The 19,210-nt window shown below is 52.1% G+C and carries 15 protein-coding genes and 1 pseudogene; 7 read left to right on the top strand and 9 right to left on the bottom strand.

Annotation, left to right across the window (positions count from 1 at the left end; genetic code table 11):
- Positions 1-746 precede the first annotated feature (746 nt).
- The 3 genes from H6G21_RS19625 to H6G21_RS19615 form a co-directional block, all read right to left on the bottom strand.
- On the bottom strand, positions 747-2,669 hold the full coding sequence (locus H6G21_RS19625; RefSeq protein ID WP_199307335.1) for a tetratricopeptide repeat protein: 1,923 nt from the start codon (positions 2,667-2,669) through the stop codon (positions 747-749).
- Between the two features lie 4 nt (positions 2,670-2,673).
- Entirely contained in the window at positions 2,674-3,966 is a 1,293-nt protein-coding gene (locus H6G21_RS19620) for an AAA family ATPase (RefSeq protein ID WP_190575106.1), read from the bottom strand.
- Positions 3,967-4,072: 106 nt separating this feature from the next.
- Positions 4,073-4,234 carry a hypothetical protein gene (locus H6G21_RS19615; protein WP_190575105.1) on the bottom strand — a complete coding sequence of 54 codons (162 nt, stop codon included), beginning with the start codon at positions 4,232-4,234 and terminating at the stop codon, positions 4,073-4,075.
- 110 nt (positions 4,235-4,344) lie between these two features.
- Between H6G21_RS19615 and H6G21_RS26320 the strand changes: the two are divergent.
- Together H6G21_RS26320 and H6G21_RS19605 are read left to right on the top strand one after the other, a co-directional pair.
- A pseudogene (locus H6G21_RS26320) lies at positions 4,345-4,560 on the top strand (hypothetical protein); the annotation flags it as partial.
- 143 nt (positions 4,561-4,703) lie between these two features.
- Positions 4,704-5,105, top strand: coding sequence for a type II toxin-antitoxin system VapC family toxin (locus H6G21_RS19605; RefSeq protein WP_190575104.1), 402 nt, complete (start codon positions 4,704-4,706; stop codon positions 5,103-5,105).
- A gap of 34 nt (positions 5,106-5,139) precedes the next feature.
- Here the strand turns inward: H6G21_RS19605 and H6G21_RS19600 are convergent, their stop codons facing one another.
- Positions 5,140-6,210: an ATP-binding protein gene (locus H6G21_RS19600; RefSeq protein WP_190575103.1), complete on the bottom strand. Its 1,071-nt coding sequence runs from the start codon at positions 6,208-6,210 to the stop codon at positions 5,140-5,142.
- Between the two features lie 382 nt (positions 6,211-6,592).
- Here H6G21_RS19600 and H6G21_RS19595 point away from each other — a divergent pair, with 382 nt between their 5' ends.
- On the top strand, positions 6,593-9,442 hold the full coding sequence (locus tag H6G21_RS19595) for a cation-translocating P-type ATPase (RefSeq protein ID WP_190575102.1): 2,850 nt from the start codon (positions 6,593-6,595) through the stop codon (positions 9,440-9,442).
- Between the two features lie 180 nt (positions 9,443-9,622).
- The gene (recF, locus tag H6G21_RS19590) at positions 9,623-10,822 is read left to right on the top strand and encodes a DNA replication/repair protein RecF (RefSeq protein ID WP_190575101.1); all 1,200 of its coding nucleotides are present in this window, start codon (positions 9,623-9,625) and stop codon (positions 10,820-10,822) included.
- 7 nt (positions 10,823-10,829) lie between these two features.
- Here recF and H6G21_RS19585 read toward each other — a convergent pair whose 3' ends face one another.
- Both H6G21_RS19585 and H6G21_RS19580 read right to left on the bottom strand, forming a co-directional pair.
- Positions 10,830-12,509, bottom strand: coding sequence for a CocE/NonD family hydrolase (locus H6G21_RS19585; RefSeq protein ID WP_190575100.1), 1,680 nt, complete (start codon positions 12,507-12,509; stop codon positions 10,830-10,832).
- Positions 12,510-12,852: 343 nt separating this feature from the next.
- Positions 12,853-14,277, bottom strand: coding sequence for an ATP-binding protein (locus H6G21_RS19580; RefSeq protein WP_190575099.1), 1,425 nt, complete (start codon positions 14,275-14,277; stop codon positions 12,853-12,855).
- 58 nt (positions 14,278-14,335) lie between these two features.
- Between H6G21_RS19580 and H6G21_RS19575 the strand changes: the two genes are divergently transcribed.
- Positions 14,336-15,022 carry a response regulator transcription factor gene (locus H6G21_RS19575; RefSeq protein WP_190575098.1) on the top strand — a complete coding sequence of 229 codons (687 nt, stop codon included), beginning with the start codon at positions 14,336-14,338 and terminating at the stop codon, positions 15,020-15,022.
- A 332-nt stretch (positions 15,023-15,354) separates the two neighbouring features.
- A complete protein-coding gene (locus H6G21_RS19570; RefSeq protein WP_190575097.1) occupies positions 15,355-15,684 on the top strand; it encodes a hypothetical protein in 330 nt (109 codons plus the stop codon).
- A 296-nt stretch (positions 15,685-15,980) separates the two neighbouring features.
- On the opposite strand, the gene H6G21_RS19565 is transcribed toward H6G21_RS19570, so the two are convergent.
- Positions 15,981-17,177 carry an LL-diaminopimelate aminotransferase gene (locus H6G21_RS19565; protein WP_190575096.1) on the bottom strand — a complete coding sequence of 399 codons (1,197 nt, stop codon included), beginning with the start codon at positions 17,175-17,177 and terminating at the stop codon, positions 15,981-15,983.
- Between the two features lie 66 nt (positions 17,178-17,243).
- Here H6G21_RS19565 and H6G21_RS19560 point away from each other — a divergent pair, with 66 nt between their 5' ends.
- Positions 17,244-17,558, top strand: a complete 315-nt coding sequence (locus H6G21_RS19560; RefSeq protein WP_347278043.1) for a Uma2 family endonuclease — start codon at positions 17,244-17,246, stop codon at positions 17,556-17,558.
- 191 nt (positions 17,559-17,749) lie between these two features.
- On the opposite strand, the gene H6G21_RS19555 is transcribed toward H6G21_RS19560, so the two are convergent.
- Both H6G21_RS19555 and H6G21_RS19550 read right to left on the bottom strand, forming a co-directional pair.
- Positions 17,750-18,079 (bottom strand): thioredoxin family protein, encoded by a 330-nt coding sequence (locus H6G21_RS19555; protein ID WP_190575094.1) that lies wholly within the window; start codon positions 18,077-18,079, stop codon positions 17,750-17,752.
- 208 nt (positions 18,080-18,287) lie between these two features.
- Complete coding sequence (locus tag H6G21_RS19550; RefSeq protein ID WP_190575093.1) at positions 18,288-19,178, bottom strand: alpha/beta fold hydrolase; 891 nt, start codon at positions 19,176-19,178, stop codon at positions 18,288-18,290.
- Positions 19,179-19,210 lie beyond the last annotated feature (32 nt).

Genomic DNA, 19,210 nt, shown 5'->3' with positions numbered 1-19,210 from the left:
AACTTTGACGAAATTGGCTCAGTTGTTCGAAGATCATAAGGTCAATGCAATACATCATCATTGACCTTACGGCAGCCCCGGTGTTTTAGGACTGCCCTTTTCTCATTTTGTTAGTCCAAACTCCAGTCCTGATTGTAGGGATGGGAAAAACCCGAAAAACTAAGGCCACCCTTTGCGCAGGACAAGTAGGGTGGCCCGATCGAATGTTAAAATCCGTGTCAGACCGCCACGCTGGTCACGTCAGCTTGGGGGGTTTAGCTACCTTTTGTTGCTGGAACCAACAATGGGTAGCGCCTTAATTTTTGGGAGATTGGCCGATCGATGGGCTTTGGGAAACGCGATCGATTCAGCTTGAGAAACTAGACTACGGATAAATTAGAAGGCTGTCAACTTTATTGCGAGAATTTGCGATCGTGTAATATTTTGCAATATTGGGGGATGAGGGGCGATCGATCTCAATCCTCCTCAACAGAAGAGCGTTGAAATGATATTTTCCACTCCTTCTTTATTCCTTCGTACAGTTTCTCCTTTTTTAAGGATTATGATCTGCATGGTGTCGATCGAGTAATCATTACAGCGTCTTCTCTAGAAGTTCTCAAGTGTGGTTGTTGTATGGGAATTCATGGTCGATCGTATGTTCCCAATCCCTCTAAATCCCCCTTGTTAAGGGGGACTTTGAGTGTATTTTTTCGGTTTCTCTTTTTCGAGTTAAGCGTTGTGTAGCGCGGAACTAGAGTTGATCTGGCTTAAATCTGACGCAATTCCTCTAGGATTGCTTGCGTCATAGGATGATCCGAGAGTTCCTCTGCCTTGCCAGCAGCTAGCGTCTGTTGCAGGAGATAACGGTAATTATTCTGAACAGTTTGGGTATTGGGATGGGTTTTACCCAGAACATTCATAAAAATTGCTAGCGTCCTCAAATACAAGGGTTCCGCTTCCCCATAACGCCCCATGGAATCGTACAATGCCGCCAAATTATTCAAGCTGGTAGCAGTAGAGGGATGGTCGGGGCCGAGTTGGGCTTCGCGGATCTGCAAGGCTCGTTGATATAACGGTTCCGCTTCCCCATAATGCCCCATGGAACGATACAATGCCGCTATGTTATTCAAGCTAGTGGCGGTAGAAGGATGGTCGGGGCCGAGTTGGGCTTCGCTGATCTGCAAGGCCCGTTGATATAAGGGCTCCGCTTCCCCATAACGCCCCATGGAATCGTACAATCCCGCCAAGTTATTCAAGCTTTGTGCGGTATCGGGATGGTCGGGGCCGAGTTGGGCTTCACGGATCTGCAAGGCCCGTTGATATAAGGGTTCCGCTTCCCCATAACGCCCCATAGAACGATACAATTCCGCTATGTTATTCAAGCTGGTGGCGGTATCGGGATGGTCAGGGCCGAGTTGGGCTTCGCGGATCTGCAAGGCCCGTTGATATAACGGTTCCGCTTCTCCGTAACGCCCCGTAGAACGATACAATACCGCCATGTTATTCAAGCTAGTAGCGGTATCGGCATGGTCAGGACCGAGTTGAGCTTCGCGGATCTGCAAGGCCCGTTGATATAACGGTTCCGCTTCCCCATAATGCCCTATGAAATCGTACAATGCCGCTATGTTATTCAAGCTGGTGGCGGTATCGGGATGGTCGGGGCCGAGTTGGGCTTCACGGATCTGTAAAGCCCGTTGATATAAGGGTTCTGCTTCCCCATAACGCCCCATGGAACGGTACGATAGCGCCAAGTTATTCAAGCTGGTGGCGGTATCGGGATGGTCGGGGCCGAGTTGGGCCTCACGGATCTGCAAGGCCCGCTGAAATAAGGGTTCCGCTTCCCCATAACGCCCCATGGAATCGTACAATAACGCCAAATAGCTCAGACTGACAGCGAGAGGGGTCAAGTCTTCTAGGGCTTCACGGCGAGAGATTGCTTCTTGGAAAGCAACGATCGCCAGTTCCTGCTCTTTTTGTCGATCGACGGCTTGTCCCTGCTGAAGTCGCTTGTAATAGGTTTCCCCCAAACTTTCGTAGAGGCTTTCTAGCAAAGGTGACTCGGGATCCTGCGCTTGAATCTCGGTGATTTGCTGCTGAAGTTCTTCAGGATTCGCTAGGGCTTCTGGCGCATAGGTCGTCGCCTCTCGTCCCCACTGCCGCTGCCCCCCTGCTTCCGTCTGCCACACCATCGGCCTGACAAACTCAAACACCCCGCCCCGCCAACTCCAAAAATCCGGTGCCTGCTGGGCTAGCTGCCGCGTCATCTCCTCCGTCAGCCACAGGATCAGCGGAAACTGAAACTGTCGCAGGGCTTCCCGCGTCCACTGCAACGAAAAAAACAGCCTCTCCCTTGCCGACTTCTCCTCCCCCAGCCTAGCCGCCAGCAGTTGATCGGCCCCCAACACCGTCACCACCACAGGCAAATCCCCATGCAGCACCGCCTCCCGCGTCCCTAGCTCCAGCAGCGCCTGCTTCAGACTCGGTTGCTCAGGCTGAAGCCGCACCCGCAAACAGGTGATGTCCTTCCCCTGCAACTCCTGCTCATACTGTCGGATTAGCTCATCCCGATAGCTTGGGTTATCACACACCACCAGCAGCAAATCCAGCCGCCCCAACCCCGCCCGCACCGACAAAATCAACTTACGAAAATTCCGTTGATTCTCCCGATCGCGCCTCTCTTGATCCGCCATTACCTCACTCAATCAACCCCTCCTGCCGCAGCAAATCCACCACGATCGGATGCACGTCATACCACAGTCGATCGTTCTCATACTCCAGCACCATCAGCCCATGCAGCAGCTTCACAAATCCACCATCCGCTGCATCCTCCTGCTTTTGAGTTTGATACACCCGCACCAACACCCCATAGAGATCCGGCGTAATCTGTCGAGCAAAATCTAACCGGAGATTCCGCAATGCCACCTGCAACACTGCATCATCGATCTTGACTTCCGTGCGATCGGGATCGATTTCTAGTTGAAACATCGCTTCCGTGCAGCATTCCCGCGCAATCCGTACCAGTTCCCGCATCACCCCACCACTCATCAACACCATCTTGCAAGCCGTTTCCGGCTCAATCAACGCTTCCGGAATTCGTTTCTGGAGGATCTGCAAAAATGCCTGAAAGGGCTTCTCCAATGGCTTTGCCTGCGGATTTCGGGTTTGATCCTTCGGGAAAAACTTCGCGATCGGAAACAAATAAGGCCGCACCACCCCCTCGGAATTTAATGCCCCCATCACCTTGGGTTCCTGGATTGCGGCGATCGGCACCGTATAGACAATCCGAAACTTTGGCGAAAACAGCGACTTCACATTCTTGCTATACAGTGCCTCCGCCATACCTAGTTCCAGCTTATCGAGATCATCAATGATGACAAGTACAGGCTTCTTGATAGTCGTCTGAATCCCTGCTGCCAAGCGATCGAGCCGCTGCACCAAATCCGACACCCGCTTTGCAAAAACGGTCTCCACCTCATCCCGAAAAGCTTTCTCTTGCTGAAGCTTAAGCGTTGCCAATTGCAATAACTTATCCAGCCCAAAACCCATTTCAGATTTTACAACCGTTTCCGTCTTCTGTTTCTGAGTTTTGGTGAGCCAGCCCAGTAACTCCTCTTTGATATCCTCGGGTACCGGAACATTTGCCGTCGTCGCCGCACTCAATAACCGCAACCCGATCGAATACAGAATATTGATCGGACTCACCGCTGATGGTTCCACCAAATCTGAGATCGAGAAGAAAACAACAAAATGCTGCCCCTGCATCTCAATGCCCAACCGCTTGAGCAACGTTGATTTACCGCAGCCCCGATGCCCCGTAAAGATAACCTTCCCGTCCTTCATTGACGCATTAATCTCGCTCTTTACGCGAACTAACACCTCACGCCCATAGTCGATCCGGTATTTTTCAATATCCTCTGACTTCACCAATGGAAAAAGATCCAAGGCTCGATAGGCTTTTTGATAGGTTTCCAGGAGAGCTTCGTTCATTGGTTCGCCACACAGCAGTTCCACCCTTCATCATACCTAAGCTCTTCTCTCTTGTATCCAGTTCCCTCCAGTTCCCTGATCCTGGTAAAGGGGAAAACACCTCCTCCTATTGCGTCATTTGCATTTTACGTCGCTCTTTTAATCGACGGCTCAACGCCAATCGCATCTCAACAATCATCGACTCCTCTGGCGTCAGATCCAGAAAATCCGCAGCCGTCCCAACCTTCCAACCCTCTGCCATCAAACGCTCTTGTTTTGCATTGTCCATGATTTACTCCTGCTGATCTCGATCGTATCTGGCTAATCGTTTGTGGATATCTTTATGTTGTTTGTGAACAAGCTAAAATAGAGATCCCCTACGTCATCAGTAACATAGCCATGTCTAAAACAGTAGAACGGCAAGATCTTGTTGAAGTAGTCAAGACCCTACCTGATGAAGCTCTGGCAGAGTTGGCCAATTTCCTGGACTACTTGCGCTACAAAACCGCTCAGGCTCAGGAACCAACTCCTTCTAGGCAAAATTTTTTACTGTCTGTCGCAGGCTTAGGTCAACCTGGGAAACAGGACATTTCAGCACAGGATAAAGAAATCCTTCATCGTGAATCAGAGCAAGCACAACAACCGCATTCATTAGCCCATGCCTTTGAGGAATTACGCCAGATCTGTGTAGAAGAAGACTACCATTTCGATATTCCAACTCGCCAGAATCGTCCTAACCCCTTTGCTGATTTTTCCGCATGATTTACCTCTGTGATACCAATATTATTAGCGAATTAGTCAAGCCTCAGCCAAACCCTGGAGTCCTTACCTGGAGTACAACCATTGTATCCTTTGAGTTAAGCGTCATTACACTGGAAGAAATCATTTATGGACTAAGCGCTAAGCCTAACTCTCGAATTCAAAGCTGGTTTCAAAATTTCTTAACGACCTATTGCCAAATTATTCCGGTTACGCCTGATATTGCTCAAACCGCTGGAGAGATACGAGGACGGCTGCGGTCGCAGGGGAACACTCGAACCCAAGCTGATATGTTAATTGCAGCGACTGCTAAAGTTCATCAATTAACATTGGTGACCCGTAATATCCGTGACTTTGAGGGCTGCGAAATTTCATTGCTAAATCCATTTACTTCAGACTGATTTAACCAATCTAATTAATCTGGGCCTCTTCCCCCTACCCCAACCGATGCTTTAACCATAACCCCAACATCGGCAACGCAATCCGATAGCCGTAATCCGCCCCGTAAATCAAACCCTTCTGCTCCAAACTCGACAACGCCCCCTGCAACGTCCCACCCCGCGACAAATGGTGCTTCTGGATATACTCCTTCGCGTGGGGACTATCCGTCGGATCAAGCGCCAAACTCTCCAACACCCGCACCTGACTATTGGGCAGCAGCAAAATCAAAGACTCAAACGTCACCGCCAAATCCTCAATCAGCGACACCGCACTGCGATACACCTGATGGGCCCGCACCATCTGCCCAGCCCCACGATGATCTAACCAAACCCGTTTCGCCAACGCGATCGCATCGCCAAAATGTCCTTGCACATAGCTCAAAAATAACGCGATCGCCTCCCCATCCAGCGTCAACTGACAACTCGCCATCGATCGTTCCAACCAACCCTGCAAATCCCGATCGGGCAACGGCCCCAACAACACCGTCTCCAGCTCACTCTGATCCGCCCACTTCTCCGCCACCGTCGCAATAATCGCATAACTCACCCGCGTTTGCAGTTGAATCTCCTGCCGCAGATAATGCTCCCACTTGCCCTGCCGATCCCACGATCGAATGTGCGGAAAACTCTGAAACACCAACACCACCCGACAATCCAAGCACTCCGCCAACACCTGCGGCAACGCTAACAACGCTTGCAACAGCGGCCACTCTTCCCCCTTGGTAAAATCAAACAATAACTTAGGTTGGCCTGTACTATTTGTATCGAGAATCAATGAATATTGCTGGCTCCAACGCTGAATTAAACTTAACTCCATCGCTGAATTAAACGTCGCCAGAATCCCCTCCGCCAATAACTGGAGAAATCTTCGATAATCCGTCGCCCGCAGACAGTCAATTTCCACCACCTTGGCCCGACATCTCTGCGCCGCCGATCGCATCAAGCGCCGCCGCCCAATTCCCGGCACCCCCGCCAACAACAAATCCCCATCGTCCGCCAAAATTTGACTGACGATCGTCAACTCATCCTCTCGACCAAATAATTGTGCGGGCAGAAAAGGGTTCATGGGAGTCCGTATTTCTCTCCAAGGCAATCAATAGCAACACCTAACCCAAACGACGATCGTAGCCACCCATCAAGATTTCCTAGGTCACCCATCAGGTAGAACGCAGCCATTCAACTCATCCATTAGTCAGACACCACCCAACCCCTAGAACTGACTTAAGGCTGATTGATCAAGCACTCCAGTCGTCTAAAGTCTTGGTCATTAACCTGAGTCATCGGTTGTCTGCAAATCGTTTCTCTGAGTTAAGCGTTTGAGTTAAGTGCCTTAATAGTTCTCAAGAATAGCGGATTTTTTGCAAATTCACACTAAAAAATAGTGCTGTTTTGGGGCATTAAACACTATGATTAAGTGCTATACCATTCGTCTCTGATACAGTTTTCCTATGTCTGCAAAGTTATCTCCCCAGTTTGAGTCGGCATGGCATACGCTAGAGGCCGATCGCGCGGTAGAACTCCTGCAAACCGATCGGGCCAGCGGTCTATCCAGCCAACAGGTGCAGGATCGCCAGATTAAATTTGGCCCTAACGAACTGGAAGAAACCGCAGGCAGAAGTACCTGGGAAATCCTGCTCGATCAGTTTAAGAACATCATGCTGATCATGCTGATCGGCGTGGCGGTCATTTCCGGCATCATGGATGTCATTGCGCCCAAGCCGGGGGATGTGCCCTTTAAAGACACGATCGCGATCATGGCGATCGTCATTCTCAACGGCGTCCTAGGTTACCTCCAGGAAAGCCGCGCGGAAAAAGCGCTGGCGGCTCTCAAGCAACTGTCTTCGCCCCAAGTACGGGTGTTGCGGGATGGCAAACTCCTCGAAATTGACTCCAAGGATTTAGTCCCAGGAGACATTATGCAGGTGGAAGCCGGAGTACAAATTTCAGCGGATGGTCGCTTGCTGGAAGGAGCCAACCTGCAAATTCGCGAGTCTGCCCTCACCGGAGAAGCCCAAGCCGTCAATAAACGCGCCGCCCTCGTTTTGCCGGAAGATTCTCCCCTGGGCGATCGGCTCAACAGCGTCTACCAAGGTACAGAAGTTCTCCAGGGTCGCGGCACGATCGTGGTTACCCAAACCGGGATGAACACCGAATTGGGCAAAATTGCCACCATGCTGCAATCGGTGGAATCGGAACCGACGCCCCTGCAACAGCGCATGGATCAACTCAGCCAAGCCCTAGTAACGGGCTCCTTGGCACTGGTCGGTTTGATTATTTTGGTAGGAGTGGGCAACCATTGGTTCACCAGCGGTCGGATTGCCTTTGATAAGTCGTTCATTGACTTCTTTAAGGAACTGGTCAACGTCTCCCTCTCCATGGCTGTGGCGGTGGTTCCCGAAGGCTTGCCCGCTGTGATTACCGTGACCCTGGCGATCGGCACCCAGCGCATGGTGCGCCGCAACGCCCTGATCCGCAAGTTGCCCGCCGTGGAAACCCTCGGTTCCGTCACCACCATCTGTACCGACAAAACCGGCACCCTGACCCAAAATAAAATGGTAGTGCAGGGAATCAATACGGCTTCGCTGACTTCCAAAATTACCGGAGAAGGCTACATTCCCAAAGGTCAGTTCTTCCAATCTGGGCAACTGATTCAGCCCATGGAGCTTGCGGAGCTGCGGGCCTTGTTGTTGGCTTGTACCCTGTGTAACGACTCGGTGCTCCAGAGCGAGAATGGCAATTGGTCTATCCTGGGTGACCCCACGGAAGGCGCGTTGGTGGTGGTTGCAGCTAAGGCCGGATTTGAAGCGGATCAGTGGAACGCGAAATTGCCTCGGGTCGGGGAGTTTCCCTTCTCCTCCGAGCGCAAACGCATGAGCGTGATTGTCCAGGATGCTACGGGACTGCTGCAAGCGGAAACAGGGGTTCTGTCCCAGCCTTACCTGATGTTCACCAAAGGCTCGCCAGAATTGGTACTAGAGCGCTGCGCCCAAATTCAAGTCGGTGATACGGTGCAGGAATTGTCTGCGGCTCAACGGGATCAGATTATCCAACGCAATAATTACCTCGCGTCGCGGGGGCTGCGGGTACTGGGCTTTGCCTATCGTCCGTTGGCCACACTCCCGCAAGAGGGCAGCGATGAAGCCACCGAACGGGAGTTAATTTGGCTGGGCTTAGTGGACATGCTGGATGCGCCTCGCCCGGAAGTGAAAGAGGCCGTCGATCGCTGTTTGACCGCTGGCATTCGTCCCGTCATGATCACAGGCGACCACCAGTTGACTGCTCAGGCGATCGCGGAGGACTTGGGGATTTCCCAACCGGGCGATCGGGTGGTGACAGGCCGTGAATTGGAGAAAATGAGTCAGGCTGATTTGGAAACATTGGTGGATGACATTAGCGTTTATGCCCGTGTGGCACCGGAGCATAAACTACGCATTGTCAAAGCGATTCAGCACCGAGGCAAAATTGCGGCGATGACGGGGGATGGCGTGAACGATGCCCCTGCGCTGAAACAGGCCGACATTGGCATTGCCATGGGCATTACCGGAACCGATGTCAGTAAAGAAGCCAGCGATATGGTGTTGCTGGATGATAACTTCGCCACGATCGTTGCGGCAGCGGAAGAAGGGCGGGTGGTCTACAGCAATATTCGCCGCTTTATTAAGTACATCCTGGGTTCCAACATTGGGGAAGTGATTACGATCGCGGCAACGCCGTTGTTGGGCATTGGGGGTGTACCGTTGTCGCCGTTGCAAATCCTCTGGATGAACTTGGTGACCGATGGTTTACCCGCCCTGGCCTTAGCGGTGGAACCGGCAGAACCCAATGTCATGCGCCGTCCCCCCAACCATCCTCGGGAAAGCATTTTTGCACGGGGCTTAGGGGCTTACATGTTACGGATCGGGATTGTTCTAGCCATTTTGACGATCTCGTTAATGGTTTGGGCAGTGGGCTACACCGAGCAAACTGCCGATCCTGCCGCTGGATTAGACGCCGATCGCTGGAAGACGATGGTCTTTACCACGCTCTGTTTAGCGCAGATGGGGCACGCCATGGCAATTCGATCGAATACGCAGCTATCCATTCAGCTCAATCCTTGGTCTAACCCCTATGTCTTGGGTTCTGTAGTGTTGACGACGCTGTTGCAACTCGCATTGATTTACGTCGAGCCATTACGTAACTTCTTTGGTACCCACTACATTAATTCGACTGAACTCATGATTTGCGTCGGTGTTAGTATGTTGATGTTTGTCTGGATTGAGTTAGAGAAACTGATCCGCCAAGCTATCAAAAATCGCTAATCCTAACATCTCTGGGGCTGGATTTCTGATACCCCTAAGCCGCCAGTTCCAGAACACGCAAGATGAAACACGATTAATTTTGTAAAGCGGTTTCCTTGATGGAGATCGCTTTTTTCTTGCATTCAGGTCGCTTTTTGCGTTTAATGTTCCCTGTTCCCTGCTGCTGCTCTGGTTGAAGGTATGTATCTGCGATCGCTGAACCTACGCCATTTTCGGAATTACACTGAGCAGTCCGTGGAGTTTACGGCGGCAAAAACGATTCTATTGGGACAGAATGCCCAGGGCAAATCGAATTTGTTGGAAGCGGTGGAACTGCTGTCGGCGTTGAAATCCCACCGCACCAGCCGCGATCGGGATCTGATCCAGACCGATGCGGCAGCGGCGCAGATTGTCGGACAGTTACACCGGGAAACCAGTGGGGATTTGGAATTGTCGTTGACGCTGCGGGCCAATGGTCGGCGATCGGTGGCGTTGAATGGCGTGGCGATGCGGCGGCAGGTGGATTTCCTGGGCACGCTCAATATGGTGCAGTTTTCCAGTTTAGATTTGGATTTGGTGCGGGGCGGGCCGGAGTGCCGTCGCCATTGGGTGGATTCATTGCTAGTGCAGTTGGAACCGATCTATGCCCATGTGTTGCAGCAGTACAACCAGGTTTTGCGGCAGCGGAATGCTTTGCTGAAGAATTTAAAACGGGAGAACGATCGGGCGGGTAATCTGTTCGATCGGGCATCTACGAGTTCTAGCACAGGTGATTCTTCTAGTAATCCTGCCAGTGATTTAGAGGCTTCCAGTTTATCATTGTGGGATGCCCAGTTAGCTGTAGCAGGGTCACGGGTCATTCGCCGTCGGGCGCGGGTGATTCAGCGCTTGATTCCCTTGGCGGAAGTCTGGCACCGATCGATTAGTGCCAGCACAGAAGCGTTAACCCTGCGCTATCTGCCCAATGTGGAATTGATAGAAGACAGTCCGGAGGTTTTGCAACAGGCATTTTTGGACAAGATTCGATCGCGCAGTACGGCGGAGTTCCACCAAGGGACAACGCTAGTGGGGCCGCACCGGGACGATATTGAATTTACAATTAATCAAACTCCAGCGCGTCAGTACGGTTCCCAAGGTCAGCAACGCACATTGGTTTTAGCATTGAAATTAGCGGAGTTACAATTGATTGAGGATGTGATTGGTGAGCCGCCTTTATTATTGTTAGACGATGTGTTGGCAGAATTGGATCTAACGCGACAAAATCAGTTATTGGAAACGATTCAGGATCGCTTTCAAACGATTATTACTACGACTCACCTCGGGGCATTTGATGCGCAGTGGCTGGACGCTTCCCAGATTCTTTACGTTAAAGCAGGGCAGTTGGTACCGGAGGAGTTTTAGGGAGTTTTCATTCCTCGTTAGCGATCGAACGATCGAACTGCACTGAGCCAGCCTGAATCTGGAGGGTAATGATTTGCGCGTCGATCGCACGGGCAGCGGCGGGTAACGTTCCGGTGCCGGGGTTGACGGGATAGGCGGGGAAGCAGGCAGCGCTGATGCTTAATCGCAGGGCTGCATCGGCTGGAATTTGAATATAGGTTGCTTGCAGGGGAATGGTAAGAGTAACGGGGGCCTCGATCGATCGTTCAGACGAGGGATGTACCCGGCGATACCCTTGGGCGATCGGGTGCACCTGACCGTTGGGCAACACCTGGGAGAGCACCGCGCAGAGGTCAAAACTAACGGCATCGCTGCTCACGGTGAGCTGGACGATCGGGGTGCCGAGTAAATGCCAGGGTTCCGGGTAGGGTTCCGTGGTGTAGGTCAGTACGTCGCTGCGATCGTCCAGGCTGGCTCGATCGAAGACGCCCGCAGGTGCACTGGCATGGCCGCCAAGGGCAGGAACGGGTCGCCAGGGATCGTGGACTAGGCGATCGGCGATCGGGGGTGTTGTTAGGGGCTGGGGGGAGAGCGGGGCGGATTGCATTGACGCGAGGCCGGTTGGGTGGAGGTGTAGCTGAGTAGGCGAGTGGGTGGGTGGGTGGGGGGGTCGCGTAAAGCTGGCGGGTAGTTGTTCTAGGGATTGCCAAGTGTTACTTCCCATGGCAAACAATTGCACAGGTTTCTCGTTGGTGATGCCGTTATCAATGCCTTTGAGCCAGTAATCAAACCAGCGAATTTGTAGTTGATCGACGGGACTGACCGCAGCATTGCCATAATCAATGATTCCCGTTTTGCGTCCCCAGGGTAAATGCGCCCAGGGGCCGATGATGAGGTGCTGGGGGGCTTGTCCCCGATCGGCCAGGGCTTGGTATAAATTCAACGTGCCGCGCAGGTAGGGATCGAACCAGCCGCCAATGTGCAGCATGGGAAGATGGGCGAGGCGATCGTGGTAGGTTTTGGGGGAGAGGGTGGCCCAGTAGGAATCGCTGGCGGGACGGTGCAGCCAGTCGTGGTAGAACGAGTTGGGGGCCAGGTGTTGCAGGAGTTCGGGATTGGCGGGAAGGGGATCTTGCAGGGGGAGATTGTGGGCAGCTTGGCGTAGGCGCAGGAAGGCGGCTTCGTCCCCCGATCTGCGGGCGGTTTCTGCGGCCAGTTGGATGGCCCAACCCAGGTTGGCTTGCAGGCAAAAGGCATCACCTTCGTAGGCCCAATCGGCGTAGAGGTCGTCGGCCAGCATGGCGGGACAGAGGGCTTTCAGGGGGGCGGGGCGGTTGACGGCTGCGTAGAGTTGGGTCATGCCCTGGTAGGAGAAGCCGTACATGCCCACATTGCCATTGCTTTGGGGCAGGTTAGCGGCCCAGTGAACGGTGGCTTCTCCGTCGCTGATTTCCGATGCAAATAACCGAAATTCGCCCTCGGAACTGCCCCGTCCGCGCACGTCTTGGATGACGACGATGTAACCGTGGGCGGCGTACCAGGTGGGATGGGCATAGACGACGGTGGAGGCGATCGCGCGTCCGTAGGGTTGGCGCATCAACAGGATGGGATATTCACCGGGGCGATCGGGGGTGTAAATGTCGGCGTCTAGGCGGATGCCATCAGCGGTCAGCAGCGATCGGGTTTGTTTGGGGCGAACGGGTAGCATTAGATCCGGCACTCTGAAATGATCTACGCCACTAATCTACAGTACGTTATGAAAACAAGATACTTTATTGTGGGATTTTTATTAAAAGAGCTAGGTTATTGCCAAGGTTGTTTTATTGTAAATTTTGTAGCAAAGATTTGAGTTGATGGCCTGCTTTCGGTTTCAGTACCTGTTGTCTGTACCGTCACCATAGTAATAGTAATAGCTCATAACCGATGCCCAACAATTGCTCGGTTGGCTGCGGGGCAGGGTGGATATAATTGAGGAGATTTTCATCTTTGGTAGAATTGAACCCATCAAACCCGAGATCGGACTGCCCTGATCGCCACAAATGGATTGGGTACTACGGTCCTGCCTCCGCGATCGCCGCAGGTAACCGGATCGTAAACACTGTTCCCGCCCCCTCCTGGCTCTCCACCGTAATCGTTCCCCGATGCAGATCCACACACTTCTTCACCACCGCCAAGCCCAACCCCGTCCCCGCGATTGTAGATACATTCCGCCCTCGGTAAAACGGTTCATACAAATGGGGCAAATCCTCCGCAGGAATGCCCATACCATGATCTTTTACATAAAAGAGTAAATCGGCTCGATCGACCTCCACAATCAAAACAACATCCTGGTTAGCAGCGGAATACTTTACAGAGTTCAACAGCAAATTACTCAAAATCGAATATACTAACTTCTCATCAATATGAACCCGCTGACCCTGGAAATGACTGATCAGCTGAATCGAATCTTGCATCGGATCAGCCATTCGCATGTCCTCTACTAAATTTAAGCAAAAGGAATCTAACTCAATCCACTCCGGCTCAAACTCCAGATTCCCTGCTTCCGCACGGCTAAACATCAAAATATCCGTCAATAGCCGCTTCATCACCTGCGCCGAAGAGTAAATCCGCTGGAGACTCTGCGATCGCTTCTCCGCCGACCACTGGCTATGATTTTCCGATAACAGTTGACTCGATCCCAAAACTACACTTAACGGTGTTCTAAACTCATGGGACACCATCGAAAAAAACTTCAGCTTTAACTCACTTAACTCCTGCTGTTGTGCCCACTTTTCTTCCATCGCTTCCAATTGTTTACGCTTCATTACCTGGCGATACACTGCCAAAAATCCTAACAACAGCACCAAAAACATCGAAAACGTTAACCAAATCTCCAAAATCATACGACGTTGCATTAAATTCTGGGAATGCTGTAACTCCTGCCTTAACAGCGTTTCCTCTGCGATTCGCATCTCCGCCAACAGCCACTGAATCCGATCGCGCAACCGTAAACTTTCCGTCGTAATCTGCCGTTGTTCCAAATCAACTTGATTCGTAACCCGATAGCGCTGAATCGATCGTTCCAATAACGCAAGTCGTTGGGGAATCAACTGCTTGATTTGGTTAAAATATTCCAACTGCGTCGGATTACGCCCTAACTGACCTTCCAAGCTGTGCAAACTGGATACTAGCCGAGCCACACTTTCTTGATAGCGATCGAGTTCCTCCCGATTGCCCACAAACACATAGCCCCGCCGACTCGATTCCGCGATCGTCATCTCTGAAGAAATTGTGGCCAGGGTGCGCGTCACCTCATAGGAATGGAGCAACTTTTGGGTTGTGTCAATAAACTCTGTTGTATTGTGATAGGACGCCCAGCTGCTGATCCCCAGCCAAATCGCCACCGTGGAGAATCCTGCTGCCAACCACTGCTGTTCCGAGAACCCTTTGCCCCTCCCCCAACGTATTCCTTTATTCCACACAAATTTATTTGGCATGACTGACAGAATCAATTCCGATCGGTACGATAAAGAGGGACAGCAGTGAAGAAAGGCTATGCGAATTTTAGTGGTTGAAGATGATATTCAAATCGCTGAAGTCCTAAGTGATGCTTTATCTGAACATCACTATCTCGTCGATGTAGTGCGAGATGGCGAAACAGCCTGGAATTGGCTCACTGCCACAGACTATGACTTACTGGTTTTAGACGTTACCCTCCCCAAGCTGGATGGCCTCAGCCTCTGTCGCCAATTGCGCAACCGCAACTATCGCCTCCCCGTTCTGATGTTAACGGCACGGGACACCATTTCCGATAAAATCCACGGGCTGGATGCGGGGGCCGATGACTATATGGTAAAGCCTTTTGATTTGCAGGAATTGATGGCGCGGGTCAGAGCCTTGCTGCGGCGGGGTGGCAATCCCACCGCCATCCAACTGACCTGGGGGGAGTTACAAATTGATCCCAGCACCTACGAAGTCACCTATGCTAACCAGCCCCTCAGCCTGACCCCCAAGGAATATGCCATTTTGGAACTGCTGGTCTCCAATGGGCGGCGCGTCCTCAGCCGATCGGGCATCATCGAACAAGTTTGGTCCCTCACGGAATCCCCCACCGAAGAAGCGGTTAAATCCCACATCAAAGCCCTCCGCCAAAAGTTAAAAGCTGCGGGCTCCCCCGAGGACTTTATTGAGACAGTGCATGGAATGGGCTATCGGCTCAAAGCACCCCTGACCCGTGGCTAAGGTGCCCGATCGCCCCGATCGCCCCAGTACTATGCAATTTCCGCAATCCATGATGAAAATTCCCCCCTATGGCCAGATGTCAAGGGCGTTCTTAACCAAATCCCCCCGATTTCTCCCCACTTCCCACCCTGTTTTCCCTCGGGCAGTTTGATACATTAAATCTGCTGGGTCAGTGCAGCCGATCGCTTGAAAATTGAATCAATTGTCAACGTGTACAGGGGTCAACCTGTACAAGGGTGCCTGTCTCATGTTTTGGCTTTTCTTGTGGAAAAGTGAAGGCGAGGTGAGCTGATCCATCCAGATCAATTCATGTTGGATTGGATGGCAAATGAATGCTGATGGATACGTACTGCGGGTGGCTCATCAAGGTGATCCCCAACCCTGAAGGTTACTCGTTTCACTGCACGTCTTCTGATCAGGAAGCGTGGTGCGATCGGGGAATCTATCAATCCCCAAGGTTGGCCCAAGCCGCCGCTCGTCGATTTGTCCAAGCCGCCGTGATCAGAACGGCGCTACGTCACTGTTACAGTTCCTATTGTGTTGGAGGCTTGAGTCCTGAAGAATACGTCACCTTAGAGGAGTTGATTCTAAGTGCGTTGAATCTTGAAACTGCTGGCTTAGAATCTCTTGGCTTAGAATCGCTCAGTTTAGAATGCTCCTGATAGATTTTTTGCCCTACGACGAAGGTCTATCAAGAGATTAAAACCAGTTCTACGATCGCCTTCGTACCGATCTAAAACTGGCTGGAGAATGCTCCCACCTTGGGAGACTCCACAAAACAAGTTTGTCCGATGAGTGACAGTGGGTTATCAGCTTTTGGGATTTGGCCTAGGACACAGCCAATTCGTTGCTGATAGCCTTTTTTCTTGGGAAATTTCCACGTTTTCTTGGCACATTGACGACGGATTCCCCACGGGTATTCTCCTACTGCATTAACCGACTGGCATTTACGTTGCCGCTACGTTGGGGCTGTGCCAGCAAGTTTGCTCTTCGCTAGAAAGCCCGCTATGCGATCGACCGCAGCGGTTAAGATCGCTGGCTCATGCACCAGGGCAAACCGCACATACCCCTCCCCCGCAGGCCCAAAGCCCACCCCCGGCGAAGCGGCCACCCCCGTTTGAGCAATTAAATCTTGACAAAATTGGATGGAATCTTGGGCGTAGGGTTGCGGCAGCTTCGCCCACACATACATGGCAGCTTCCGGTGCAGGGACGGCCCAGCCGATCGCGTGGAGCGCCTGGACAAAAACATCACGCCGCTTGCGAAAGGTTTCCACCGTCCGCTGAACGGTCTCCTGCGGCCCCGTTAACGCCGCGATCGCCCCCTGCAAAATGCCGAGGTATTGATTGAAATCCACCGTGGCCTTAATTTGCCGCAATGCCCGAATCAATTCCCGATTGCCGATCGCGTAACCAATGCGGAATCCGCCCATGTTGTAGCTTTTGGACAGCGTGAAAAATTCGATCGAGCAGGTTTTTTCCGGATCTGCCTGCAAAATGGACGGCACCGGCTCCTGCCGAAATACCAAATCCACATAGGGAAAGTCGTGCACCAAAACCAAATTATGCTGTTGGCAAAAGGCGACGGCAGACTGGAAAAATTCCAACGGCGCGATCGCGCTGGTAGGGTTGTGGGGATAGCTCAGCACCATCATTTTTGCCTGAGCTAGAACGTGAGTGGGAATCTCAGCGAAATCGGGCAAGTACTGGTTCTCCTCCCGGATCGGCATGGGATAAATCTGGCCGCCTGCGAGATACACGCCCCCCGCATGGGATGGATAGCCTGGATCGAGGAGTAGCGCATAATCCCCCGGATTTAGGATCGCCAAGGGTAAGTGGGCCGTGCCTTCCTGGGATCCAATCAGCGGCAACACCTCCGTTTCTGGATCAACAGCAATGCCAAACTTCCGCTCATACCAGTGGGCTGCGGCCTGACGAAAGGACTGGGTCGCATTGAAGAGTAAATAGCCATGGGTCGCCGGATCTTGTAGCGAATCGGCAATCACTTGCAGAATGTGCGGACTCGTCGGCAAATCTGAGGATCCTAGGGACAGATCGATAATATCTTGCCCCGTCGCTCTCGCTTGGGCTTTGGCGCGATCCATATCCGCAAAAACGTTGGCTTGCAGGGGAATTAGGCGATCGGCAAATTGCATAGCAACTAACTCAACAAAAGGGGCGTATTTTTGATTGTAGAAGTTGGTTAGGGCTTCTCGTCGGAAATTTGGGCAGGCCGGAGTGATTGGTTTTTCGGGATTGATATGGGGATTTACTACAACCCAGATGTTCCCCCGATCGTGCCCGATGGGTTCCTCAGCATTGGCGTAGAAAGTGTTAAAAGTGAAGGTCTGCGGCCTAGCTATGTCCTCTGGGAAGAGCAGGGCATTTTGCCGCAATTAGCGATCGAAGTTGTGTCCCAAAAATATCGCGGTGAATACAGCAGCAAAAAAGATCTCTATCAAACCTTGGGGATTCTGTACTCCGCCATTTACAATCCTCGGTGCAAACGTAAACCCACCCTGGAACTCTATAAATAAATCAACTGCACGACAACCCGCTATCTCACGCCCCAAGAGCAGGCTCGTCAGGAACGCAACCGTGCCGATCGGGAAAGCGATCAACCATCAGACTGGGTCTGGGGATTTGGCCCCGGTCTGATTGAATTGGCTCTGACGATGCCCAAGATGGAAGGAAGAGACTCTCAGTCCAAGGGGCGTCTAAGGGGAATCTAGGCTGCGAGATAGGTATTGACCAAATCTTCCAACTTTTGCTTAGGAATCGCGCCTTCGTGTTGGTTGAGGAGTTCTCCACCCCGGAAAAACCGGAGAGCCGGAACCCCTTCCACTTTGCACAGTGCAACACTTTCTGGATTGGGATCCACTTCCATTTTGATGACTTTCAAACGATCGCTGTAACTATTAGCGATCGCTTCAACCAGCGGAGCCATCAGCCGACAGGGGCCACACCAAGCGGCCCAAAAATAAACCAACACAGGTTTGTCCGCTTTCAACACTTCGGTTTCAAAGTCGGGGTCAGAGATGATTTGTAGGTTACTCATACAAGGTTAGGTAAACGAGCCGCTTCGCCATTTTATCAGCCCTGTTGTTGCAACCGCCCTGTGATTGCACAGCCCTTTGCTTGCATTAACCCTATTGATGGTTTTAGATTAACCCTAATCTATACCAACAAGCGGGTGCTGCATGAAGTTGCCCTAAGTACCCGCGATCGCTTAAGTAGATCTTAGGCGGATTGTTGAAAAAGATAGCTCAGGAAGAATGGATAAAGCTCAAGAGATGGTCTGCGGTTTCCTGGGGTTTTTCCAAATGGGGGACGTGGCCGCATTGGTCAACCCAAAGGAGCTGGCTTTGCGGAATCGTGGTGTGGAAACGATCGGCGTCCCGGATGCCCAAAATTCCATCCTGGCGTCCCCACACAATTAACGTTGGTACAGAGACTTGGGCAATGCGATCGCTCAAAAAGCCATAGCCACCACTCTTGGTAAAGGCAATTAAGGCTTGGCTCCAGCGGGGTAATTCCAAGTGGAGTGCTGCGCACAGTTCCGCATCGGGGGTAACAAAACGGGGGTCGTAGTAGGCTTTGAGGCTGACCTGTTGGCGCACCTTCGGTTGGCGCAGGAATTCTGTTGCCAAATAGCCTAAAGGTGGAAATAGGAACTTCGAAAGTACCGGGCTTTTGGCAAAGCCCGCACTATCCAGCAAAACTAACTGCGCCACAGCATCGGGATAGGTCAAGGCAAAGTCGATCGCGGCGGCTCCCCCCATGGACGCCCCCACCAACACCATAGGCCGACCAATGCAAGTCTTCCAGGTGTAGTACAGGTGCGTTTTGATACTTTCCGGATCAAAGCTCAGATCCACAGCCCGATCGGTAAATCCAAAGCCCAGAAGATCGATCGCCCACGTTTCCTGGGACGCTGCCAGTAAAGGCAATAATCGACGAAATTCCAACACAGAGCTATCAAACCCATGCAGGAGCACGATCGGAGTACCGCCCTGCCCCTGGTGGACAAAGGCAGTGTCGATCGCAGACAAGCTCAGCGGTGTGGTGATGCTTTGGCGTTGGATGTTTTGGGCCAGCATTGTGGACGTGGCTTCGGTCAGTTGCGCAGTACGATCGGGTAAAAAACTAGGGAACATTTGTACGAACTAGCATGGGGTCAGCCCCCATT

The organism is Alkalinema sp. FACHB-956, assembly GCF_014697025.1.
In the GTDB taxonomy this organism is placed as follows: Bacteria; Cyanobacteriota; Cyanobacteriia; order Leptolyngbyales; family Leptolyngbyaceae; genus Alkalinema.
The sequence above is the reverse complement of the archived record's forward strand: the minus strand, read 5'-3'. Positions and strand labels throughout refer to the sequence as shown.